At 72.3% G+C, this 23,126-nt stretch carries 21 protein-coding genes; 11 read left to right on the forward strand and 10 right to left on the reverse strand.

Annotated features, from left to right (window positions below):
- Positions 1-25 precede the first annotated feature (25 nt).
- The 3 genes from OG408_RS35240 to fusA form a co-directional block, all read right to left on the reverse strand.
- Entirely contained in the window at positions 26-1,240 is a 1,215-nt protein-coding gene (locus OG408_RS35240; protein WP_326673682.1) for an acyltransferase family protein, read from the reverse strand.
- Complete coding sequence (locus OG408_RS35245; protein ID WP_266785641.1) at positions 1,233-2,234, reverse strand: alpha/beta hydrolase; 1,002 nt, start codon at positions 2,232-2,234, stop codon at positions 1,233-1,235. The genes OG408_RS35240 and OG408_RS35245 overlap by 8 nt, the downstream gene beginning before the upstream one ends.
- 259 nt (positions 2,235-2,493) lie before the next feature.
- Positions 2,494-4,578 carry an elongation factor G gene (gene fusA / locus OG408_RS35250; RefSeq protein WP_326673683.1) on the reverse strand — a complete coding sequence of 695 codons (2,085 nt, stop codon included), beginning with the start codon at positions 4,576-4,578 and terminating at the stop codon, positions 2,494-2,496.
- A gap of 468 nt (positions 4,579-5,046) precedes the next feature.
- Between fusA and OG408_RS35255 the strand changes: the two genes are divergently transcribed.
- A complete protein-coding gene (locus OG408_RS35255; RefSeq protein WP_326673684.1) occupies positions 5,047-6,261 on the forward strand; it encodes a hypothetical protein in 1,215 nt (404 codons plus the stop codon).
- Complete coding sequence (locus OG408_RS35260) at positions 6,258-6,758, forward strand: hypothetical protein (protein WP_326673685.1); 501 nt, start codon at positions 6,258-6,260, stop codon at positions 6,756-6,758. Before OG408_RS35255 ends, OG408_RS35260 begins: the two co-directional genes overlap by 4 nt.
- Here the strand turns inward: OG408_RS35260 and OG408_RS35265 are convergent.
- Positions 6,743-7,045: a hypothetical protein gene (locus OG408_RS35265; protein ID WP_266785648.1), complete on the reverse strand. Its 303-nt coding sequence runs from the start codon at positions 7,043-7,045 to the stop codon at positions 6,743-6,745. The two genes, OG408_RS35260 and OG408_RS35265, sit on opposite strands and share 16 nt — an antisense overlap.
- Before the next feature lie 107 nt (positions 7,046-7,152).
- A complete protein-coding gene (locus tag OG408_RS35270) occupies positions 7,153-8,049 on the reverse strand; it encodes a DUF2510 domain-containing protein (RefSeq protein ID WP_266785650.1) in 897 nt (298 codons plus the stop codon).
- A 469-nt stretch (positions 8,050-8,518) separates the two neighbouring features.
- On the opposite strand from OG408_RS35270, the gene OG408_RS35275 reads away from it, so the two are divergent.
- From OG408_RS35275 to OG408_RS35315, 9 genes are all read left to right on the forward strand, one after another.
- Positions 8,519-8,914: a cytochrome P450 gene (locus OG408_RS35275; protein ID WP_326673686.1), complete on the forward strand. Its 396-nt coding sequence runs from the start codon at positions 8,519-8,521 to the stop codon at positions 8,912-8,914.
- A 117-nt stretch (positions 8,915-9,031) separates the two neighbouring features.
- Positions 9,032-9,811 (forward strand): crotonase/enoyl-CoA hydratase family protein, encoded by a 780-nt coding sequence (locus tag OG408_RS35280; RefSeq protein ID WP_266785652.1) that lies wholly within the window; start codon positions 9,032-9,034, stop codon positions 9,809-9,811.
- Positions 9,812-9,975: 164 nt separating this feature from the next.
- Positions 9,976-11,148, forward strand: a complete 1,173-nt coding sequence (locus OG408_RS35285; protein WP_326673687.1) for a serine hydrolase domain-containing protein — start codon at positions 9,976-9,978, stop codon at positions 11,146-11,148.
- Positions 11,149-11,221: 73 nt separating this feature from the next.
- Positions 11,222-11,605, forward strand: a complete 384-nt coding sequence (locus OG408_RS35290; RefSeq protein ID WP_326673688.1) for a nuclear transport factor 2 family protein — start codon at positions 11,222-11,224, stop codon at positions 11,603-11,605.
- A gap of 58 nt (positions 11,606-11,663) precedes the next feature.
- The gene (locus OG408_RS35295) at positions 11,664-12,707 is read left to right on the forward strand and encodes a S66 family peptidase (protein ID WP_326673689.1); all 1,044 of its coding nucleotides are present in this window, start codon (positions 11,664-11,666) and stop codon (positions 12,705-12,707) included.
- Between the two features lie 140 nt (positions 12,708-12,847).
- Positions 12,848-13,579, forward strand: coding sequence for a FadR/GntR family transcriptional regulator (locus OG408_RS35300; protein WP_326673690.1), 732 nt, complete (start codon positions 12,848-12,850; stop codon positions 13,577-13,579).
- A 191-nt stretch (positions 13,580-13,770) separates the two neighbouring features.
- Entirely contained in the window at positions 13,771-14,538 is a 768-nt protein-coding gene (locus OG408_RS35305; protein WP_266785661.1) for a (Fe-S)-binding protein, read from the forward strand.
- Complete coding sequence (locus OG408_RS35310) at positions 14,535-16,076, forward strand: LutB/LldF family L-lactate oxidation iron-sulfur protein (protein ID WP_326673691.1); 1,542 nt, start codon at positions 14,535-14,537, stop codon at positions 16,074-16,076. The genes OG408_RS35305 and OG408_RS35310 overlap by 4 nt, the downstream gene beginning before the upstream one ends.
- Positions 16,073-16,705 carry a LutC/YkgG family protein gene (locus OG408_RS35315; protein ID WP_285564177.1) on the forward strand — a complete coding sequence of 211 codons (633 nt, stop codon included), beginning with the start codon at positions 16,073-16,075 and terminating at the stop codon, positions 16,703-16,705. The genes OG408_RS35310 and OG408_RS35315 overlap by 4 nt, the downstream gene beginning before the upstream one ends.
- 80 nt (positions 16,706-16,785) lie before the next feature.
- Here OG408_RS35315 and OG408_RS35320 read toward each other — a convergent pair whose 3' ends face one another.
- Genes OG408_RS35320 through OG408_RS35340 form a run of 5 tightly spaced genes read right to left on the reverse strand, consistent with a single transcriptional unit; the run spans position 16,786 to position 23,043 of the window.
- Complete coding sequence (locus OG408_RS35320; RefSeq protein WP_266785667.1) at positions 16,786-18,696, reverse strand: DUF2264 domain-containing protein; 1,911 nt, start codon at positions 18,694-18,696, stop codon at positions 16,786-16,788.
- A complete protein-coding gene (locus tag OG408_RS35325) occupies positions 18,693-19,733 on the reverse strand; it encodes a hydroxyacid dehydrogenase (protein ID WP_326673692.1) in 1,041 nt (346 codons plus the stop codon). The genes OG408_RS35320 and OG408_RS35325 overlap by 4 nt, the downstream gene beginning before the upstream one ends.
- A 39-nt stretch (positions 19,734-19,772) precedes the next feature.
- A complete protein-coding gene (locus tag OG408_RS35330; protein WP_266785671.1) occupies positions 19,773-20,648 on the reverse strand; it encodes a carbohydrate ABC transporter permease in 876 nt (291 codons plus the stop codon).
- Entirely contained in the window at positions 20,645-21,637 is a 993-nt protein-coding gene (locus OG408_RS35335; protein ID WP_266785673.1) for a carbohydrate ABC transporter permease, read from the reverse strand. The genes OG408_RS35330 and OG408_RS35335 overlap by 4 nt, the downstream gene beginning before the upstream one ends.
- Before the next feature lie 47 nt (positions 21,638-21,684).
- The gene (locus tag OG408_RS35340) at positions 21,685-23,043 is read right to left on the reverse strand and encodes an ABC transporter substrate-binding protein (protein WP_326673693.1); all 1,359 of its coding nucleotides are present in this window, start codon (positions 23,041-23,043) and stop codon (positions 21,685-21,687) included.
- Between the last annotated feature and the right edge of the window lie 83 nt (positions 23,044-23,126).

Genomic DNA, 23,126 nt, shown 5'->3' on the forward strand with positions numbered 1-23,126 from the left:
GCGTGTCTCCTCAAGTCGCGCCGCCTCAGGGGGTGTCCGTCGGAGGGTGCTGGACTCGCGAGGCTCCCTGGGCATGCCGTACGAGCTTCGCCGGGTCCGGACGTCCCTCGCGAACGATCCGGCCGCTCCGCCGTGTCCTTGCCGGCCGGCCTCGTTCGTACGTGTGGAACGCGGCGACGCAGACCGCCAGCGCCAGCGCGAACGCGGGCAGCCAGGCGAGCCTCGCGAGCACCCAGCCGCCGCCGTCCGGCACCGTGTGCAGTCCGGGCAGCGGCTCGCCCGCCGGGACGCCGATCGCGGTGACCAGCATCATCGCGGTCTGGTGCCAGAGGAAGACGGTCATGGCGCAGAGGTTCACCGCCGCGACCGCCGCCCAGGCGGCGGGCCGCTCCAGCACCCGCCGCAGCGGGCCGAGCAGCAGCAGGGCCGCACCGCACTGGGCGATGCCGAACGTGACCGCCGCCAGGTTGGGCGGGTCGAGGTTGGAGATCTTCTCCCCGGGCACGCCGACCATGAAAGCGGGATAGCCGGCCCACAGGATCAGCCCGGCGGCGGCGACGGCCCCGCCGAGCAGCATCGCCCAGAGCGTCGCACGGCTGCGCAGCCCGCCGCGGGACCAGGCCGCGCCGAGGCAGTACGGGACCAGCCAGCCGGCCACCACGTTGACCGAGGAGAGCCGGTCGGGGCCGCCCAGCCCGAACCGGATCACGTCGATGTGCAGCACGACGGCGAGCGGCCAGAGCGGATGGAGCTTCGCCACCAGCGGGGTCATCGCGGTGAGCGCGGCGAACACCAGCAGGAACCAGAGCGGCGCCCAGACGAGCTTGAACAGCGCGCGCACCGTCCTCTCGTCCACTCCGGCGGCCAGCATCGCGACCGCCGCCACGGCCCACACCGCCAGCACGACGGCGACCGGCCGGAAGAGCCTGATCATGCGGGCGCCGACCCACTCCCGGTACGTCGTGCCGCGCGCGCGGGCCGAGGCGTATCCCCTCGCCCCCACCATCCCGCCCACCAGGAAGAACACCGCGAGCGTCTGGAACCCCCAGGAGACGGGGGCGAGGTGGGGCATGAACGTGAGCGGACTCGCGCCCCGCAGGGTGCCGCTGTCCTCGACCAGGGCGGTCACGAGCCAGTGGCCGAGCACCACGCCCGCGATGGCGAGGGCGCGCAGGGCGTCGACAGCGCGGTCGCGGTCGGGAGGAGTCGAGGATTCGACGCGTCGGACGAAGTCACGCATGACGGCCTCCCGAAGTGCTTTCGGACGGGAACCCGAGGTCCTGTCCGCTGACGATCCGGGCGATGTTCCGCAGCGGCACGGAGCCCGGCTTCAGATAGTCGCTGTGTCCGACGTCGCCCGCCGGGAACCGCCTGGCACCGAACTCCTCCGACACCGGATCGGTCCCGAACCCGATCTCGGTGACGAGCAACGGGACCTTCAGGTGCGGTACATCGGCGATCCAGTCGCCGGAGCTGCGGCCCGTCCAGACAGTGGCCCGGGTCTTCAGCGCGGCGGCGTTGTCGTAGCCGGTGCCGGGGCTGCCGTACAGGACGACATCGGCGAGCCCCGGCGCGGAGGCGGCGCGGGCGCAGACGACGCTGCCGTAGGAGTGGCACACGAGGGAGGTCCGGGCAGCGGGCTTGAGTGTCTTCAACTCGCCCAGGAATCGGCGGAGTTCATGAGCGGCGTCCTCGGCGCGCCCGGAGGTCACCGCCGCCGCGCTGACCGTGGCCGGCGTCTCGTAGCCGAGCCAGGCGACGACCGCGGACCGGTCGCCCAGCTCCTTGTGCAGCGCCCTCGCGCCGCCCAGCAAACGCCAGTAGTTGTCGACGAGCACGCCGGCGCCCGGCACCAGCACGGCGATCCGTTCGGCACGGGCGAGGTCGCCGACGACCTCGACGGTCCGGCCTCCCTCGCGGCCGTCGAAGGACAGGAACCGGCGCGCCGGACGCGCCATGACGCGGAGCGCGTCGGCGCGCCTGTGATCGCCGTGGGCGGCGGCCATGTGCCCGGCAGCCCCGATGTCGCGGCGCGAGGCGGCGTACCGCTCGGCGAGCGCGGCGGGGGTGGCGGCCGCCGGCGGTCCGGAGACGGTCGGTGCGGGCGCCGGTACGTGCGCGGGGCTCGCCGCACCCGATAACGGCACGGCCACCGAGGCGGCGACCAGGGCGGCGAGCAGGGCCCGGCGCAGACGGCCCCTGCGGGTTCGGCCACTGCGGGTACGGAGCGCCATGGCGGACGGTGTTCCTTCCGTGCCGGATGCCTGTAGGGCTTGCGGCACCGAAGCTACGCAGCGCGCCTTGTGGCCTGCGTCCCGCCGGGGAGTGAACCCTCCTCGTAGCTCTGAAGTACTACGGGTAGGGGGCGGGTTGGCGCCGGCCGGGGCCAACCATCGCGTCCGGAAGGCCGGTTCGTCCCCGGCCGGAGCGGGTCACGTCACCCGCGCCACGAGGGCCGGTCCCACCCGCTGTCGGTGGGACCGGCCCCGTGCGCTAACCGGACACGGACGCCGGCGCCGGGGCGTAGCCGGTGGCCCGGGTCGTGAACGTGCCCCGGCCCTGCGTCCGGCTCCGCAGCCGCGTCGCGTAACCGAACAGCTCGGCCAGCGGCACGGTCGCGGTGATCACGGCCGCACCCGCCCGCGCGGTGGAGCCGGACACCCGGCCGCGCCGTGCGGCCAGGTCACCGAGCACCCCGCCGACCGCGTCGTCCGGAACCGTGACCGTGACCTCGACGACCGGCTCCAGCAGCACCATCGCGCTGGAGCGCAGCGCCTCCCGGAGCGCGAACCGCCCGGCCGTACGGAACGCCATCTCCGACGAGTCCTTCGCGTGGGTGGCGCCATCGGTCAGCGTCACCCGCACCCCGGTCACCGGATGGCCGCCCACCGGACCCTCCAGCAGCGCGTCCCGGCAGCCGGCCTCGACGGCCCGCACGTACTCCTGCGGAACCCGGCCACCGACGACGGCCGAACGGAACGCGAACTCCACCGCCCCGGGACCGCTGTCGCCCTCCGGGTCCTCCCACGGTTCGACGTCGATCACGACATGGGCGAACTGCCCGGCCCCGCCGTCCTGTTTGACATGCCGGTAGACCAGACCGGACACGCCGCGGACGACCGTCTCCCGGTAGGCGACCTGTGGCCTGCCGACCCGCAGCTCCAGCCCGTGGGCGCGGCGGATCTTCTCCGCTGCCACCTCCAGATGCAGTTCGCCCATGCCGGAGAGCACCGTCTGACCCGTCTCGGAGTCCGTCCGCACCGCGAGCGACGGATCCTCCTCGGCCAGCCGGACCAAGGCCGCCATCAGCCGCTCCGTGTCGGTGCTCCGCAGGGCCTCGACCGCCACCGACACGACCGGATCGGCCACGGTGGGCGGTTCGAGGACCAGCGGGGCGTCCGGTGCGCACAGGGTGGCACCGGCGCGGGCGGCCTTGGGGCCGATGACCGCGACGATGTCACCGGCCACCGCCGTGTCGACATCGACATGCCGGTCCGCCTGGACCCGCAGGATCCGCCCGATGCGCTCGCTGCGCCGCGCGCCGACGTCCAGCACCGTCTCCCCCTTCCGGACCGTTCCGGAGTACACCCGCAGATAGGTCAGCCGGCCCGTCGCGGTCGCGTTCACCTTGAACGCGAGCGCGGCGAACGGCGCCGCCGGATCGGCGGCCCGCTCCTGCACCGCGTCGCCGAGCACGCCGCGCACGGGCGGCACGTCCAGTGGCGAGGGCAGATACGCCACGACTGCCTCCAGCAGCGGTTCGATCCCGCGGTTGCGGTAGGCGGAACCGCACAGCACCACGACGCCGTCACCGGTCCTGGTCAGATCGCGCAGCGCGCCGGCGAGCGTCCGCTCGGAGAGCTCCGAGCGGTCACAGAACTCCTCCAGCGCCGCCGGATGGAGCTCAGCCACCGTCTCCTCCAGCAGCCGCCTGCGCCGCCGCGCCTCATCCCGCAGCTCCTCGGGAACCTCTCCCTCCTCGTACGTGTCCTGCCCGTCGGCCCACACCAGGGCCCGCATGCGCAGCAGGTCCACCACACCGCCGAACGCGTCCTCCCGGCCGATCGGCAGCTGGACGACGAGCGGCACGGTGTGCAGCCGGTCCCGGATCGACGCGACCGCCGTGTCGAGGTCGGCGCCGGCCCGGTCGAGCTTGTTGACGAAGGCGATACGCGGCACGGAGTGGCGGTCGGCCTGACGCCACACGGACTCGCTCTGCGGTTCCACGCCGGCCACCGCGTCGAACACGGCGATCGCACCGTCGAGCACCCGCAGCGCCCGCTCGACCTCGTCCGCGAAGTCGACGTGGCCCGGAGTGTCGATCAGGTTGATCCGGCGGCCCGCCCAGGTGCAGCTCACGGCGGCGGCGAAGATGGTGATCCCGCGGTCGCGTTCCTGGGAGTCGAAGTCGGTGATGGTCGTGCCGTCGTGGACCTCGCCGCGCTTGTGGGTGGTGCCGGTGGCGTAGAGGATCCGCTCGGTGACGGTGGTCTTGCCGGCGTCGACGTGGGCGAGGATGCCCAGGTTGCGAACGTCGGTGAGGGTGCTGGTGTGCTGACGGTGCAGTTCGGTACGCACGGTCCGTGCCTTTCGGGATGATCCGGAAGAAGACGGCGCGATGCCCGGACGAAGCGGCCTGTTCAGGACGCGGCGGAACCTCTTCGTCCACGGCGCGTGCGCACGTGGACGGTCCGTCAGGAAGCGGACAGGGCTCAGGTGTTCGTCAGGGGGTCCGGGGCCGGCCGCGCAGCCGGCGCCGGGCGGAGGTAGACACCAGGATCACCTCGAACCGCGACAGGGGGACGACGACAGCGGTGCGGTAGCGCATGGCAGGTCTCCCCTCGATGGTCACGGTGCGCGCGCCGCGGCGGAGTGCCGGGGCGCGATCGTGTGGCGAGTCTAGGGAACGGGGCGCGGGCGGGGGAACCGGTTTTCGGGCTGTGGCGACGCCGTGGCGGACCGGGGACGGAGCCGTGGCACGCCGCGTGCAACCATCCGGCTCCGTCGGCCGTCACCCCTGACACGCCACGTGCGAGGGGGAGCGCCATGAGAGCTGTCCGGATGCTTCTGCCGGTACTTCGGCCGGTGGCCGGACGGGACGGGCACCGGCGAGGCGGGACGCTGCTCGCGGCCGCGCTGCTCCGGTGCTCCTCGTCCCACGGGACGCTGCGCCGGCCGCCGCCGCTGGAGCGACGGCTCGCCTGGTGCGAGGAGGCCGTTGCCCTGTCCCGGGCCGCCGTGTTCCGTGCGTGGTCCGGTGCCCCTGGCCTGCTCGCCCGTTCGCTCGCCCTGCACGCCCAACTGCTGCTTCAGGCAGGCAGATACGAGGAGGCGCTCGCCGCGGCCGAGGATTCCCTGACAGCCCCGGACGCCCACGTTCCCTCGCAGCGGACCGCGTTCGGCCACCTCATGAGGACCTACGCGCTGGCCCGGCTGGACCGGGCCGACGAGGCTCTCGTCGCCGCCCGCGACAGCGTGGCCGCCTACAGGTCCGCGGTGCCCCGGCGGGCCGATCTTTCCCTGGGCAGCACAGCCGCCGCTCTGCGTGCGCAGGCATGGGTCCTCGGCAGGGCCGGGCGCACAGCGGAGTCCGTGACGGTCTACGTCGAGTGTGCGGAACTGCTGCGGACGTTGTCCGTGTGGCGACAGGCCAGGCTGGTCGTGCTCCGGAGCAGGGTGCTGGCCGAACTGATCGGCGGGCTGCGCGTGCTCGGCCGTTTCGGGGACGCGGTGGCAGTGGGCGACGACTTCAGGGAGTGCGTCCCTCCCTTCGTTCCGTGGCTCCACCCGGAAGTCGGGCTGCTGCGTGCCGCGTTGCTCATCGACCTGGCATGGTGCGTCGGTGCGGGCGGAGACCTGTCCGGCGGGCGCGCCACGGCAGAGGAGTCCGTGGCATGCAGCCGGGCACTGTGCGTCAGTGACCCGGCAGTGGGCGAGCCGGTGCTCGCGCTCGCCCTGGACTGCCTGGCCCACCACCTCGACCGACTGGACGCCCACGCCGAGGAGAGGGTGGTGAGCGAGGAACTGGTCCGAACCCATGAGCGCCTCGCGGTCACGGACCCGGACGAGCACGGGCCCGGACTCGCCGCCGCCCTCGACTCGCTCGCGCGGTGCCACACCCGCGACGGGAGGGCCCCGAGTCCGTCGCCGTCACCGAACGCGGTGTGGAACTCTGCCGTCGTGCCGTCCGGCGCGATCCCCTCCGGTACGAGGGAGAGCTGGCCCGGATGCTGTCCAACCTCAGTGTCCGGCGGCGTATGACGGACGATGCCACCGGCGCGATGGCGGCTGGGGAGGAGGGGCTGGCGATCACACGTCGCCTTGCCGGGTCCGGCGGGGAAGAGGTCCGCCCGCTGGTCGCCGACCGGCTGCGGATCCTCGGCCGGGCCCGCTACCGGGCGGCGGACGACGAAGGGGCCGCGGCCTGCTTCGAGGAGGCCGAGACGGTCTTGCGGGAACTCATGGAGACGGGGGACCCGACGGCGCACGGGGCCGGGCTCGCCGCCGCACAGTCCGCGCTCTGCAAGGCGCTGGGCGCGGCGGCCGACGGCCACCTCGGCGCCGGCCGAACCGACGAGGCGGTGGCTGCCCTGCGCCGGCCCAGGGAACTCACCGGGCGCACCGCGCTGACCGATGTCCACGCGGGATGTGTCAGCGCCTTCACGCGGTCGCGTGACCGGGACGCCGAAGGGACGGGCGCGGCCTGGCGGCGGATGACGGGGGAGCCGTGGCCGTCCTTCGTCTACCGGCTCGGCTGAGCGAGACCGAGGACCGCGCCCGCTGCCCGGTGCACACCGCGCCGGGCCCGGGGGGTCAGCGTCCTGCACCGGCGCAGCGCGCTCCTGCCGCAGCCGCGCCACTGGGCGGGCGAGACGCCGGGGCCGTGACCGGTGCGGGTGATCAGCGCGTTCACGTGGCTCATCGGGTCCAGGGCCATGGTGCGGGCCAGCAGCACGCCGATCACCAGCGGGGCGAAGGTGACGGCCAGGGTGGTGCCGGTGCTGGTCACCTGCTGGATGCGGGGGCGGGGTGCGTCGGGAGCCATGGCTCCATTCCAGCAACGGCGGAGCGGTGCGGGATCGGGTGACGTACTCAGAACGCACGGCCCGGGTACTCACCCGGGCCGTGCGGGGGCGGCCGGCGAAGCGCGCCCTATGCGTTCGTTCCCGGGCCCGAGCCCGCGCCCGAGGCGGCCTTGATGCCCTTGGTGATGGTGTCCAGGACGGACAGGGCGGGTGCCTTGGGATTGATGTCGAAGCCCGAGCGGAGCACGATCAGCAGGTCCGGGGAGTGCGGCGAGGGGAACGCCAGCGATTCGACGTAGCCGTCGTCGCCGGTCTTCGTCACCACCTTCCAGCGCACCCGGTAGCCCTGCTGGCCGGCCACCGTGACCGCCTCGGACTTCAGCTCCTGGTGCGAGGTGATGCCGCCGTAGATCTTCTCGCCGTACGACTCCTCGGCATTGGCCGCGATGTCCTTCTCGGCCGTGGCCTTCGCGGTCTTGGTGGTCAGCTTCAGCGCCGCGGCCGGAACGGAGAACACTCCGCCGCGTACACAGCTCTCCCCGCTGTCGCCGGGGCATTTGTAGGTGCCGGTGGTCACGCCCGCGCCCATCCCCGACTCGCCCTTCCAGCCGTCGGGGACCGGGATGCTGATGCCGCTTGCCATGTCCGTCGCGTAGCCGTCCTCGGCCGGCGGCTGCTGCTGCTCGGGGGACTGCTCACCGCCGCCGCCGTTGCCGCCGCTGCCGCCCGGGGCGCCGGGCTGCCGGCTGGGCGCGGGGGAGGGCGAGGCGGACGGGGACGTGGCCGTGTTCTCCGTCGTGCCGGAATCGTCGTTCAGCAGGTACACACCGCCGCCGATGGCGGCGAGGACCACCACGGCCGCGGTGATGCCCGCGCCGATGCGTATCCGGCGGCTGCGGAGCGTGGCCGGCGGGACCCGGAGCTGATCGGTCCACTGAGTGCCGTCCCACCAGCGTTCCTGGATGGGACCAAATCCTGTGTACCCGGGGTCTGGATGCCAGCCGGGCGGGCTCGTCTGCGTCACGCCCGCCACCGTAGCCCGGCTGCGTGAGAATCCTATGAACCGAAAGAACGACGACCGTCCGACATGTGGGGCATGGGTGGGCTTGAGCCGCTTCCTGTGATCAGTATCTTCGGCGTTTCGCTCTGTCGTATTGCTATCAATGCCTTGCCATGAGCATGTTTGTCCGTAGTCACCAAGTGTTCGGACACGTCGCTCCGCGTGGCTGGTGACTCCGAAGCGTCGATCCGCCCCGCCCGCGTGCTGCCCAGGAAGATGTCGCGATGTCCCGCCCCGAGGTGTTCCGCCAGTCCTGCCGGGGGCTCGGTGAACAGCCCGACGGGACTCCTCTCCAGGCCGTGAGGTGCCACGCTTCGCATCCGCGAACTGCCCTGTGGTGACGTCCTGCTGACGGGCCGTCGGGCGCGCTTACGGACCACCGCCGGCCCGTGGCCGAAGTCGCCCTCGCGGATGGTCTGTTACCCCCGTCCCCTTGCTCCCGTTCGAGGAACGGATGCCCGTGCGGCGCTACGCGGTCGAGGACATCGACCTCGGCGACGTCCGCATCAGGAAGGGCGACGCGATCCTCCTCGCGTTCGGCGCGGCGGGCCGCGATCCGTCCGTGCACGGCGACACCGCCTGCGAGTTCGACGTCACCCGGGAGTCCTCGGACCACCTGGCGTTCGGGCACGGCGTCCACTTCTTCCTGGGTGCGCCGCTGGGCAGGATGGAGGCCGGCATCGCGCTGCGCGCGCTGTTCGACGCCTTCCCGGACCTCGCCCTCGCCGTCCCGGTGAGCGAACTCGTCCCGCAGGCCTCCTTCATCGCCAACGGCTTCCAGCGGTTGCCAGTGATCCTGCGGCCCGCGGCGGTCGCAGCGGCGGTCTGAGCGGAGACCGGCGCGGGCCGGGCCCCGCTCCCGCCTCCCGTACGGTTCGCGGGAGCGGGGCACGGCGGGCGCACGGTCCACCGCCGGGCCCGACCGGCACCCGTGGGAGGGCGAACGATGAGCGAGAGCGACGCCGTACGGATCGAGCGAGAGGGCCCCGTGTTCACGGTGGTGCTGTCCCGCCCCGAGGTGCGCAATGCGGTGGACGGCCCGACCGCCCGCCAACTGGCCGATGCCTTCCGTGCGTTCGATGCCGATCCGGATGCGGCGGTCGCCGTGCTGTGGGGCGAGGGCGGCACGTTCTGCGCCGGCGCCGACCTCAAGGCGATCGGCACCGCGCGCGGCAACACGGTCGCCGCCGAGGGGGACGGGCCGATGGGCCCCACCCGGATGCGGCTCGGCAAACCCGTCATCGCCGCCGTCGCCGGGCACGCGGTCGCCGGCGGCCTCGAACTGGCCGCCTGGTGCGATCTCCGGGTCGCCGAGGAGGACGCCGTCTTCGGGGTGTTCTGCCGCCGCTGGGGTGTGCCGCTGGTGGACGGCGGCACGGTACGGCTGCCGCGCCTCATCGGTGAGAGCCGGGCTCTGGACATGATCCTCACCGGGCGGGCCGTACCGGCCCCTGAGGCGTACGGCATGGGGCTCGTCAACCGGCTCGTCCCCACGGGCGAGTCCCGGGAGGCGGCGGAGCAACTCGCCCGCGAGATGGCCGGGTTCCCCCAGCTGTGCCTGCGCCACGACCGGCTCTCCGTCCGCGAACAGCACGGACTGAGCGAACCGGACGCCCTCGCCGCGGAGCTCCGGCACGGTCTGGTGCCCCTGACGGCAGGTGAGACCGGTGCGGGGGCCGCCCGGTTCAGCCGCGGGGCCGGCCGCCACGGCTCGTTCACCGACTGAGCGGGCGCTTGCGCCACGGGGGCCGGAGCCGCGAACGGGGGGTATCCCCACGCCTCGTCGTGGGGGCAGCGCACCGGCATGCCGGGGGACAGCCGGATGGGTCCCTTCGCCCAGCGCTGGTGGGATGAGGGACGCAGGCAATCCGGACCCGGAAGGGAATCACCATGCGTGTGTCATCCAGGCGTTGGAGAGGGCTGCTCGCCCTGACCGGCGTCACCGCTGCGCTGCTCGCCCCGTCGACCGCGTCGGCGGCCGGGGCGACGGGGCGGCAGGCCGATCCGCTGGAGCGGCAGGTGGACGCCATCCACGACAGCGGGGCCGTCGGAGTCCAAGCCGAGGTGACGTCGCCGGACGGCCGGGACAGCGCACGCGCCGGGACGGCCGAGCCGGGCACCGGACGGCAGATGCCGCACAACGGCAGGGTGCGGATCGGCAGCGCCGCCAAGACGTTCACCGCGGCGGTCGTCCTGCAACTGGTCGCCGAGGGAAGCATGTCCCTGGACGACAAGGTCGAACGATGGCTGCCGGGCGTGGTCCGGGGCAACGGGAACGACGGCCGCCGGATCACCGTACGGCAGCTGTTGCAGCACACCAGCGGCATCTCCGACATCCTCCCGGAGATCGCCTCGCTCAACAGTGCGGCCGGCTACCGCGCCGAGCGGTTCCGCACCTACACCCCCGAGGAACTGGTGGCCCTGGCGATGCGGAAGCGCCGCACGTTCCGACCCGGACAGGGCTGGTCGTACTCCAACACCAACTACACGCTCGCCGCGATGATCATCCACCGGGTCACCGGCCGGAGTTGGGAGGACGAGGTGAAGGCGCGGATCATCAGCCCGCTGGGTCTGAGCGGCACCAGTACGCCAGGCACCTCCCCGTCCGTCCCCGGGCCGCACGCCCACAGCTACGCCACCTTCGGAGCGGGCGCCGGCGCCGGTATCGGCATCGACGTCACGGAGCTCAACACGAGCATGGCGGTCGGCTCCGGCTCGATCATCAGCACCGCGCACGACCTGAACCGCTTCTACGCCGCACTGCTCGGCGGCCGGCTGCTGGCTCCGGCGCAACTGCGGGAGATGACGACCACCGTGGACGCCCCCGAGCTGGGCGTGCGGTACGGACTCGGGCTGGGCGAGATCACCCTGTCCTGCGGTGGCAGCTACTTCGGGCACCCGGGTGAACTCCTCGGCTATCACACCTGGAGCGGCAGCACCCGGGACGGGACCCGGACCGCCGTGGTGTACACGACCAGTGACGGCGGCGAGAACACCCAGGCGGCCATCGGCAGGCTCGTGGACGAGGAACTGTGCCGCGCCCGGTCTCAGGGCGTGTCCTGACAGCCGCCCGGCCCGCCTCCGACGGGGGCCGCCGGTCCGTGCACGCCCGGCCCTCTGCGCCTAGGGTTCACGCATGAGCGGAAGCGATGAGGAGCAGCGGTCCGTGCAGGCAGCCGTCGACGGCGAGTTGCGTCTGCTCGATCCGGTCGTGCGCGCGTCGCCCGAGGTGGTGACGGAACTTCTCGACCCGGCGTTCGTGGAGTTCGGGGCATCCGGGCGGCGCTACGACCGGACGTCGATCCTCGACGTCACCTCGGCCGCGGACGAGAACGCCGGACCGAGCGTGGCCGTCGAGATGACCGGGGTGCTGCTGGCCCCGGACCTCGTCCACCTCACGTTCGTCACCGAACGCAACGGCTTCCGGGTCAGGCGCAGTTCGCTCTGGCGGCGGTCGGACGCGCGCTGGCGGATGTACTTCCACCAGGGCACGCCGACCGGTGAACCCTGGACGGGGTGACCCCGTGCCCGGCGACAATCCGGGGGACAGTGCGCGGGGTGCTGATTAGGCTCAACGGATGACGGAACCCCGCTATCCCGCCAAGCCCGTGCCCGGCGACCGCGTCGCCGTGCTGTCCCCCTCGTCCGGGCTCCCCGGCATCCTCCCGCTGCCGTACGAACTCGGCCTGCGCAGGCTCCGGGACGAGTTCGGGCTGGAGCCGGTGGAGTATCCGTGCACCCGGAAGATGGGCTCGACCCCGCAGGAGCGCGCCGCGGACATCCACGCGGCCTTCGCCGACCCGTCGATCAAGGCGGTCATCGCCACCATCGGCGGGGACGACCAGATCACCGTGCTCCCGTATCTCGACCGGGAACTGCTGCGGGCCCACCCCAAGCCCTTCTTCGGGTACAGCGACAACATCAACCTCCTGGTGTTCCTCGACAGCCTCGGCATCGTCGGCTACCACGGCGGATCGGTGATGGTCGAGCTCGGCCGCCCCGGCGCCCTGCACCCGCTGACCGCCGAGTCGCTGCGGGCGGCACTGTTCACCCGCGACGACCACGAACTGACGCTGGCGAAGGAGAGCGGCAGCGTCAACGGCCGCTGGGAGGACCCGCGCACCTTCGACGACGAACCCCGCATGCGCCCCGCCGACGGCTGGACCTGGCACAACGCCGGCCGTGTGGTCCAGGGGGCGAGCTGGGGCGGCAACCTGGAGATCCTGTCCTGGATGCTGATGGCCGACCGGGAGATCCGTCCGGCGGCCGAGTACGAGGGCCGCGTGCTGTTCCTCGAAACCAGCGAGGAGATGATCAGCGCCGACGAGGTCTACCGGATCCTGCGGAACATGGGGGAGCGCGGACTCCTGCGCCGGTTCCCCGCGCTGCTGATGGGCCGGGCCAAGAACTGGTCCTTCGAGCAGCCCCTGGACCCCGGGGCCGGGGAGCGGTACCGCGAGCGGCAGCGCGAGGCGGTGCTGCGTGCGCTGAACGAGTACGCCCCCGGCACGATGGCCGTCCTGGACGTCGACCTCGGCCACACGGACCCGCAGCTGATCATCCCGTACGGCGGCCAGGTGCGGGTGGACGGTGTGGCCCGCCGGGTCGTGGTGACGTACTAGGCAGACGGGGGAGACAGCAGGACGGGTCCGTTTCCTGCGGCGGCTTTCTGGTCCGACCACATGCCGTGTGTGACATAGTGGGAGATTCGGACAGGACTGGTCGGCAACGGAACGGCTCCGGCCGGGGCAGGGGGTGGCGGATGCCCGTCGAATGGCAGCCCGTACGGCAGTCGCGCACGCATGAGCTGGTGCTCCAGAGCATTGAGCAGCGGGTGTTCGACGGTGATCTCAAGGCCGGTGACCGGCTGCCGCCCGAACGGGAGCTCGCCCCCGTCCTCGGAGTGAGCCGCTCCGCCCTGCGCGAGGCGCTGCGCGTGCTGGAGACGATCGGTGTCCTGGTCGCCCAGCCGGGCCGGGGCCCGGACGCCGGGGCCCGTATCGTCCGCAATCCCGACGACGCGCTCGGCCGGCTGCTCCGGCTCCACTTCGCCCTGGGCAGCTACAGCCTGGAGGACGTCCTGGAGGCGCGCGTCGTGCTGGAGCGGTCCAGCTTCGAGGCCGCCGCACGGCACGCGTCGGAGGCGGGCCTGGACGAGGCCGAGGCGCTGCTCGTACGGATGGGGGAGCCGGACGTCGATGTGGCCGAGTTCAACGACCTGGACACCCGCTTCCACGTCCACATCGCCCGCAGCTCCGGCAACGAGCTGACCTCCACGCTCACCTCCGCCGTGCGCGAATCGGTCCGGCCGCTGATCCTGCGCGCCCTGGAGGCCGCCGACGACTGGCCGGCCACCGCCGCCGCCCTCAACGCCGACCACACCGAACTGCTCGGCCTGGTCCGGGCGGGCGAGGGGGAGCGGGCCGCCGACCTCGTCGAGGCGCACATCCGGGGACTGCACGGAAAACTGGTCGACGAGAAGACCGCCACCTGACCTTCCCCGCTGCCTCGTTCCTGACCTGAGCCGTCGTGGCCGCCCTGCCCGGGTGCCACGGCGGCTTTCGCGTGCCTTCCCTTCCGGGTTCCGGCTTGAGGATAGTATGGTCGGACCATAAAACGCGCGAACATCACCTGCACGGGCACCACCCGTACGGACATCACGCCGAGAACTGATCGGGGAGAACCATGCGCATCGGACTCTTCGCCACCTGTCTGGGAGACACGCTCTTCCCCGAGGCGGTGAAATCCACCGCGGTGCTGCTGGCCCGCCTGGGCCATGACGTGGTGTTCCCGCCGGGCCAGACCTGCTGCGGCCAGATGCACGTCAACACCGGCTACCAGCGCGAGCCCGTCCCCCTGGTGCGCAACTTCGCCGAGCAGTTCGGCGACGCCTCCATCGACGCCGTCGTCATGCCGTCGGGCTCCTGCGCGGGCTCGGTCCGCCACCAGCACGAGATCGTCGCCGAACGCTACGGCGACGCGGCGCTGCGCGCGGGCGTCGCCACGGTGAAGGCGAAGACGTACGAGCTCTCCGAGTTCCTCGTCGACGTGCTGGACGCCACGGATGTCGGCGCGTACTTCCCGCACCGGGTCACTTACCACCCCACCTGCCACTCCCTGCGCATGCTCCGGGTCGGCGACAAGCCGCTGCGGCTGCTGCGGGCCGTCGACTCGATCGACCTCGTCGAGCTGCCCGAGGCCGATGCCTGCTGCGGTTTCGGCGGCACCTTCGCCGTGAAGAACGCCGACACCTCGACCGCGATGCTCCAGGACAAGATGCGCAACATCGCGACCACCGGCGCCGCCGTGTGCACCGCCGGCGACTCGTCCTGTCTGATGCACATCGGCGGCGGGCTCTCCCGGATCAGGTCCGGCACCCGCACCCTGCACCTGGCGCAGATCCTCTCCTCCACCCGCACCTCGCCGCACGTCCCGACGGAGGCCGTCCGATGAGCAACACCTTTCTCGGCATGCCCGCGACCCCGCCCCGCTCCCCGTACGGAACCGGCAATCTGCGCGGGGACCGGAAGTTCCCCGCGGCGGCGCACGACGACCTGGGCAACGAGCAGCTGCGCCGCAACCTCGGCAGGGCCACCCACACCATCCGCGCCAAACGCCTCAACGTCACCGGCGAGCTGCCCGACTGGGAGGAACTGCGCGACGCGGGATCGGCCATCAAGACCGACACGATGAACCGGCTCCCCGAACTCCTGGAGGAGCTGGAGCGCAAGGTCACCGAGCGCGGCGGCACCGTCCACTGGGCGCGGGACGGCGGCGAGGCCAACGAGATCGTCGCCCGGCTGATCAAGGAGACCGGCAGCAAGGAGGTCATCAAGGTCAAGTCGATGGCCACCCAGGAGATCGGCCTCAACGAGCACCTCGAATCGATCGGGATCACCCCGTACGAGACGGACCTCGCCGAGCTCATCGTCCAGCTCGCCCACGACAAGCCCTCGCACATCCTGGTGCCCGCGATCCACCGCAACCGGGACGAGATCCGGGAGATCTTCCTCAAGGAGATCCCCGGCGTCGACCCGTCCCTGGACAACGTCCCCGCCCACCTGGCGGCCGCGGCCCGCGCCTATCTGCGCGAGAAGTTCATGACGACGAAGGTCGCCGTCTCCGGAGCCAACTTCGGCATCGCCGAGACCGGCACCCTGTCCGTCGTCGAGTCGGAGGGCAACGGGCGGATGTGCCTGACCCTGCCCGACACCCTGATCACCGTCATGGGCATCGAGAAGGTGCTGCCGCGCTACCAGGACCTGGAGGTCTTCCTCCAGCTGCTGCCGCGCTCCTCCACCGGCGAGCGGATGAACCCGTACACCTCGATGTGGACCGGAGTCACCCCCGGCGACGGGCCGCAGACCTTCCACCTCGTGCTGCTCGACAACGGACGCACCGCGGCCCTCGCGGACCGGATCGGCCGCGAGGCGCTCAACTGCATCCGCTGCTCGGCCTGTCTCAACGTCTGCCCGGTGTACGAACGGGCCGGCGGCCACGCCTACGGTTCGACGTACCCCGGCCCCATCGGCGCGGTCCTCACCCCGCAGCTCGCCGGCATGCACGCGGCCAAGGACGACCCCAACAGCTCGTTGCCGTACGCCTCCAGCCTCTGCGGCGCCTGCTTCGACGCCTGCCCCGTCAAGATCGACATTCCGTCGCTCCTGGTCGAGCTGCGCCACCAGCACACCGAACAGTCCGGTACAACGGCCGAGAAGCTCGCGATGAAGGCGGCGGCCGGAGTGATGAGGAAGCCGAAGCTGTTCACGGCCGCGCAGAAGGCGTCCGGCCTCGGCCGTGCCCTCGCCGGGAAGGACGGGAAGATCTCCCACCTGCCGCCGCCGTTCAACGGCTGGAGCGACAGCCGCGACACCCCCGCCCCGCCCAAGGAGACCTTCCGCTCGTGGCTCGCCTCGGCCGAGGGCACGGCGACGATGCGGGCCGCCGCCGACGAGTACGCGCAGAACCAGCAGCAGGAGGAGGAGAAGTGACGACCGCTCGCGAAACGGTGCTCGGCCGCGTCCGGGACGCCCTGGCCCTCGCACCCGCCGCCGACACGCCCGTCCCGCGTGACTACCGAACCGGGCGCACCCTGCCCGACGCGGAGCGCCTCGCCCTGTTCACCGACCGGCTCGTCGACTACAAGGCCCAGGTCCACCCCTGCACCGCCGACCGTACGGCCGAGGTCGTCGCCGAGGTGCTGAGGGAGCGGGGAGCCGGCCGGATCGGGGTGCCCGCCGGGCTCGATCCCGCATGGCTGTCCGCCTACGAGGGGGAGGTCCGGCAGGACTCCGCCGACATCCCGGCGCCCCGGCTCGACGCCCTCGACGGCGTCGTCACCGCATCGGCCGCCGGCTGCGCCGAGACCGGCACGATCTTCCTGGACGGCTCGCCCGACCAGGGCCGGCGCGCCCTGTCACTCGTGCCCGACCTGCACGTCTGCGTGGTCGATCTGTCGACCGTCGAGGTGGGCGTACCGGAGGCGGTCGCGCGGCTGGTGCCGGAGCGGCCGACGACGCTGATCAGCGGCCCCTCGGCCACCTCCGACATCGAGCTCGAACGGGTCGAGGGCGTCCACGGCCCGCGGACCCTGGCGGTCGTGATCCGCACGGACGCCTGAGGCGACGGACGTGTGACGCGACGGAGGTGTGAGGTGACGGACGGGGGGGGGGGCGCCGGTGCGCACCCCCGTCCGCGTCGTCAGCCGTGCGTGACCGTCACCGGGCCGAAGGCGATCCGGGTCGTCGCCGAGTCCTCGGCCCAGCAGACCTCGACCGTGTCCCCGTCGACGTTCACCCCGCTCACCACCGCGTCCAGTGCGTCGAGCCCGTCCGCACCCGGCTCCGCGCTCAGCGAGGCCAGGGCCGCCAGGACCACCGTGCCCTCGGCGGCCGCGTTCAGCCGGGGCAGCACCGCCCACGGTGTGTACGCCGTGCCCTGCGGGGCGCGTACCTCGTCGCGCGACTCCCAGCCGTGCAGACCGTGCAGCGCGGACGTGACCGCGGACTCGGGGCCGGTCGCCCAGCCCGTCTCCTCGACCCGGGCGCCGGGCGGCGCTCCGAGCACGCGGTGCACCCGGAGTTCGTACCGGCCGCGGACCACCGTCACGCTCTCCACGCGCAGGCCCGGCTCCGTCGGCGCGCCGCTCGGGAAGACCGGGCGGTGCCAGGAGGCTGCCCAGCCCCAGCCCTCGCCGCCGCCCGCGCCCAGCGGGCGGATCGCGCGGCGGCGGCTGCGGGCCCCCGCGACGATCACGGACAGGTGGTTGTCCGCCACGTTGGCCCGGGCGGTGGGACCGGTGACCGTCGAGTACGCCTGACGGCTGTACAGCGGATCGTCCTCGGCGGCCGACTCGCCCTCGTGCGGCCGGACATGGTCGCTGCCGTGGTTGTGCAGCCGCACGATCCCGTCCGCCCGCGTCGACTGCACCAGCAGACCCGGGGCCGGCAGCGCGAGCACCCGGTCGGGTCCCTCGCTGGGCGCCGGCTCCTCGGTGGCCGTCCACAGCGGGTGGCCGGCGGGGGCGAGCAGCGAGACGAAGGCCTTCGAGGCCCAGTAGGGGGACGACGGGCCCGAGTAGGGCTGGAGCGTCGCCTCGTGGGGTCCGTGCCAGCCCAGGCTGAGCAGCCCGTCGGTGCCGGTCGCACCGCGGTCCAGGAAGTAGCGCAGCGAGCCGCTGATCACCCGGCGGGACGCGCCCGGCGTGAGCGGGGTGTGGCCGGTGAGCGCGCCGAGCCCGACCGCCGCACCGGCCGCGAACCGGTATGTCAGCGAACGGCCGAAGTGGATCGGCGCCCCGTCCCCGCCGAACAGCAGCGAGAAGCTCTCCAGGTGCTCGTTCAGCCGCGCCCCGTAGTGCGCGGACAGCTCCGCGTCGCCGGACAGATGGGCGTCGAGCACCGGGTACAGGTGCAGCGCCCAGCCGTTGTAGTGGTCGAAGGCCCGGCCGTCGCCGTCCGCGTACCAGCCCTGGCCCCGGTACCAGACCTCCATCAGGTCGCGGGCCCGCTCCCTGGCCCGCGCGGTCTCCGCGTCACCACGGCCCACCGACTCCAGGAACCCGGCCACCGAGTAGGGGAACAGGTACCAGTTGTTCGGTGCGGGGACGTGCCGCAGGGCGCCGCGCAGCCACTCCTCGGCGCGGTCCTGCACCGCCGGGTCCAGCCGGTCCCAGAGCCACGGCCGGGTGAGCCGCAGCCCGATGGCGACCGAGGCGGACTCCACCATGGGCTGGCCGAAGACGGTGTGGTCGAGGATCAGGGGCCAGGACTCGGCGTCGTCCCGGCCCGGCGTACGGGTACCGGCCGCGAGCCCGTCCGCGTACCGGTCGAGCCAGCCGTGCGGGTCCTTGCCGCCCGCGCCCGCGACCCGGAAGGCGGCGGCGAGGAACGTGCGCGCGTACCCCTCCAGGCCGTCCGAGCGGACCCCGGAGGCGGACGGGCGTCCGGGCAGGTCGAGCAGGGCGCTGCCGGGGGTGGCCCACTGCCAGGCGGCCTTCAGCAGACCGTCGGCCGCGGCCTCCCAGTGGGCGCGGGTGTAGCCGGTGACCGGGCTCGCGCTCCGGTCGTCGGCGGGGAGTTCCAGCGGGGAGTTCGGGTGCGGATCGGTCATGCGAGGAAGGCCAGCCTTTCGCGTCGTACGGGATGGGCGAATCCGTCGCCCGCGGCCCAGCGTTCGGCCTCGCCCACCGCCAGGTCGACGAGCCGCTGCCACTCGTTGCCCTGGGAGCCCGCCAGGTGCGGGGTGATCAGGGCGTTCTCGCACTCCCACAGGGGGTGGCCGGCGGGCAGCGTGTCGGGGGCGGTGACGTCGAGGACCGCCCGGATGCGGTTCGTGCGCAGGACGTCGACGAGCGCGTCCTGGTCGACGACGGCGCCCCGCGAGGTGTTGAGGAGCACGCCGTCCGGGCGCATGGACATGAGCAGTTCACGGCTGACGAGGCCGTGGGTGGCGGGCAGCAGCGGCGTGTGGACGCTCACCAGATCGCTCCGCCCGAAGAGTTCCCCGAGCCCGACCGCCTCGACACCGAGCTCCGCGGCCTGCGCGTCGGAGACGTACGGGTCGTGGAGGAGCACCCGCAGGTCGTAGGGGCGCAGCAGCTCGATCACCCGGCGTCCGATGAGCGACGCGGACAGGATGCCCACGGTCCGGCCGTAGTTGCCCAGGGTGGGTGAGGTGGTGAGCGAGTCGTCGCGGCGGCGCTCCGACCGGTAGGCGTGCGCCCGCTCCAGCGCCCGCTTGCCGGAGAGCAGGATCATCGCGACGGTGTACTCCGCGACCGGGAGCGCGTTGGCGGCCGCGGCCGAGGACACCTCGATGCCGCGCTCCCAGCAGGCGTCGGTGATGTGCCCGCGGACGGTGCCCGCGGTGTGCACGACCGCGCGCAGCCGGGGTGCGGAGGCGAGCACCGCCGCGTCCAGGGGCGGACAGCCCCAGCCGGTGACCAGGAGTTCGGTGTCCGCGAGCACGGCACGGGCCCGGTCGGTGGTGAAGTCGTCGAGTACGGGCAGCGGCGCGAGGTCGCACACCTGTGAGAGCGCGGCGAGCGAGGGGGCGTTCAGCAGGGCGGTCGCTGTGTCGGGCCGCATGGCGACGGCGGCGCGCGGCCGTCGCCTCCCATCGGCCTGGGCGGGGGTGGTGCCGGTCATCTCTCTCCTGGTCCGGGTAGGGCGGGGACACGGTTCCGGCTACTTCACGGCGCCCGCGGTGAGCCCCGACTTCCAGAAGCGCTGCAGCAGCGCGAAGGCGAGGATCAGCGGCAGGACCGCGAGCAGCGAACCCATGATCACCACGGGGTAGTACTCGGGCGAGACGGTGGCGGCGCTGTTCCACGTGTACAGGCCGAGGCTGACGGGATACAGGTCCTGGTCGGAGAGCATCACCATGGGCAGGAAGAAGTTGTTCCAGATCGCGGTGAGCTGGAAGAGGAACACGGTGACCAGACCCGGACCGAGCATCCGCAGCGCGACCCGGAAGTACGTGGCCAGTTCGCCCGCCCCGTCCACCCGGGCGGCTTCGAGCACCTCGTTCGGCACGTAGCCCTGGCTGAAGATCCGGCCCAGGTACACGCCGAACGGGTTGAAGAGCACCGGGATGAAGACCGACCAGAAGGTGTTCACCAATCCGGTGCCCGACGCCATCAGATAGAGCGGCAGCGCGAGCACGGTCTGCGGCACCATCACCGCGGCGAGCACCAGACCGAACAGCTTCTCCTTGTGCGCGAAGCGGTACTTGTCGAAGGCGTACCCGCAGGCGATGCTCACCAGCGCACCGAGAGCGGCGCCCAGGACCGCGTACAGCAGGCTGTTGCCGTACCACCGCGTGTACAGACCGCCGTCCATCGCGAACAGGTCCTTGATGTTCTGCGCGAAGGAGAAGTGGTCGAGCGACAGGACGTCGCTGCCGAACAGCGCGTCGCGGTCCTTGGACGCCGCCAGCACCAGCCACAGCACCGGCAGCAGCGTGTACAGCACGGAGATGCCGACGACCACGTTGACGACGGAACGGCCCAGGAGCCGGGGCCGCAGGGTGGCGGCGGCACGGGTGGGGTTCGTCGCGCTCATCGGGCGTCCTCCTCGGAGGCGTTGGAGCGGTTGGTCCAGCGGGTCACGCCGTAGGAGAGCGCGACCGTGCAGACCAGCAGGACGACCGAGGCGGCGGCGGCCAGACCGTAGTTGTTACGGGTGAACGCGGCGTCGTAGATGTACATGCTGGGCGAGAAGCGCGAGCTGATCATCGGCGTCGACTGGCTCAGCAGCATCGGCTCGGTGAACAGCTGGAGCGCGAAGATCAGGGTGAACATGGCGACCATCACGACCGACGAGCGCACCAGGGGAGTCTTGACCTGGAGGGCCGTGCGGACGGGACCGGCGCCGTCGACGACGGACGCCTCGATGACCTCGCGCGGCACGGCCTGCAGGGCGGCGTAGAAGACCACCATGTTGTAGCCGAGGTTGCTCCACAGGGCGATGTTCACGATCGACGGCAGCACCGTGTGCACACCGAGGAAGTCGATCGTGATGTCGGCCTTGCCGAGCAGGTCGACCACCGGGCTCAGCCCCGGTGTGTAGAGGTAGAGCCAGATGACGGCGGCGATGATCCCGGGTACGGCGTGCGGCAGGAACAGCCCGAGCTGCGCCCAGGTGCGCAGCCGCACCACTCCGGAGTCCAGCAGCAGTGCCAGCGCGAGGGCGCCGATCACCATGACCGGGATGTAGATCACGCAGTACAGGACGACGGTGCCCAGACCGCTCAGGAACGTCGGATCGGTCAGGACGGCGGTGTAGCTGCGCAGTCCGACGAAGACCGTGCGCTCCGGCCCGAAGCCGAGTCCCGGCTGGTCGTCGCTGAAGAAGCTGAGCCAGACGGCGGTCCCGACGGGGATCAGGAAGACCGTCACCAGAAGGATGAAGAAGGGGGTCATCAGGGCGCCGGCCGCGCCGAGTTCGCGACGCCGGGCCGACTTGCGGGCGGCGCGCGGGGACGTGGCCGGCCGGGGCGCCGCGGCGGCTGGCGCGGGGGCGGAGGCCGCGGTGGTGAGGGGGCTGGTCATGGGAGTCACCTGCCTCTCTGCTGCGGGGAAGGGGGAGGGTTCACGGCTCAGTCGCTGTGCTCGGTGGTGGACAGACCGAGCGCCTTGAGGTCGGGCATGGTGCCCCGCTGGGCGGCGCGCACGGAGTCGAGCAGCGAGCCCTGGCCGCCCTTCATCCGGGCGAAGCCGTCCTGCATGACCTTCTGCGTGGCGGTCATCCGCGGCCCCCACGTCCAGTTCCCGATCTTCCGCGCCTCCTGCTCGAACAGGGTGTAGATGTCCTGGCCGTTGTAGTAGCCGCGGTCGAAGGCCTTGCGGCCGACGGCGACGAGGCCGGGGGCGGCCGGGTACTGGCTGCTGGCCCCGCTGGAGAGCCGGGCCCGCAGCGCGTCCGGGTGCGAGACCTGCCACTCGATGAACTCCAGCGCCTGCTCCGGGTGCCGGCTGTCCTTCGTGACCGCGAAGGTCGATCCGCCGTGCGTGCCGAGGGAGGCGTCGCCCGCGTTCCACTGGGGGAGCGGTGCGACGGCCCACTTGCCCTTCTGGCCGGGCCGGGCGTTCATCTGCGCCCCGGCGTCCCAGGCACCGCTGAGCCGGGTCAGCACCTTGCCGGTGCTGAGCAGGGCGTCGTAGGACCTGCTGTCCACCGGGGTCATGACGACCAGGTCCTGGTCGATCATCCGCTGCCAGTACGCCGCGACGCGGCGGGTCGGTTCGTCGGCGAGCGAGACGTTCCAGGCGCCGCCCCCGGTGTCGAACCACCGGGCACCCGCCTGCCAGGCGAACGAGGCGAACTGGAACGCCCCGTCCGTCGCGAAGGCCGTCAGCCGCCGTCCGGGCGCCTTGGTGCGCACCGTGTGGGACGCCTCCTCGAAGGCGTCCCACGTGCGCGGGACCTCGATGCCGTACTCGGCGAAGAGGTCGGTGCGGTAGTGCATCACCATCGGTTCGACGTCGAGCGGCACGCTGAAGACGCGCTTCTCGAACGTGGTCAGCGCCAGGGCCTGCGGCAGCAGTTCGGCCCGCAGGCGGTCGGTGAGCAGGTCCGTGAGGTCCCGGGCGACCCCGTCGATGGCGAAGCCCGGGAGCTGGGGGTACTCGATCGTCGCGACGTCCGGGGCGTTCCCGGCCCGCGAGGCGTTGCTGAGCTTCGCGTAACCGCCCTGCGGTCCCGAGGGGATCTGCTGGAAGTCGACCTGGATCGTGTCGTGCGTCCGGTTGAACGCGTCCACCACCTCCTGACTCCCGCGCAGGGCGGACCAGAACGTGATGTGCGTGGCGTTGCGGCCGGCCCTGCTGCCGGCGGTGCTGGTTCTGCTCGTGCTGTCCGACCCCGATGAACCGGTGCTGCAGGCGCTCATGGCACCCGCCAGCGGTAGTGCGGTCATCGTGGCGAGCACGGATCGACGGCTCTGTCGACCGGGCATGGGCGCCTCCCGCGGCTCCTGATTCAAGACACGGGGAATCCTGATCGGCTGATCGATAGCGGTCAATAGATCGCTCAGAAGAA

The sequence above is a fragment of the Streptomyces sp. NBC_01257 genome, from assembly GCF_035917255.1.
Classification (GTDB): Bacteria; Actinomycetota; Actinomycetes; order Streptomycetales; family Streptomycetaceae; genus Streptomyces.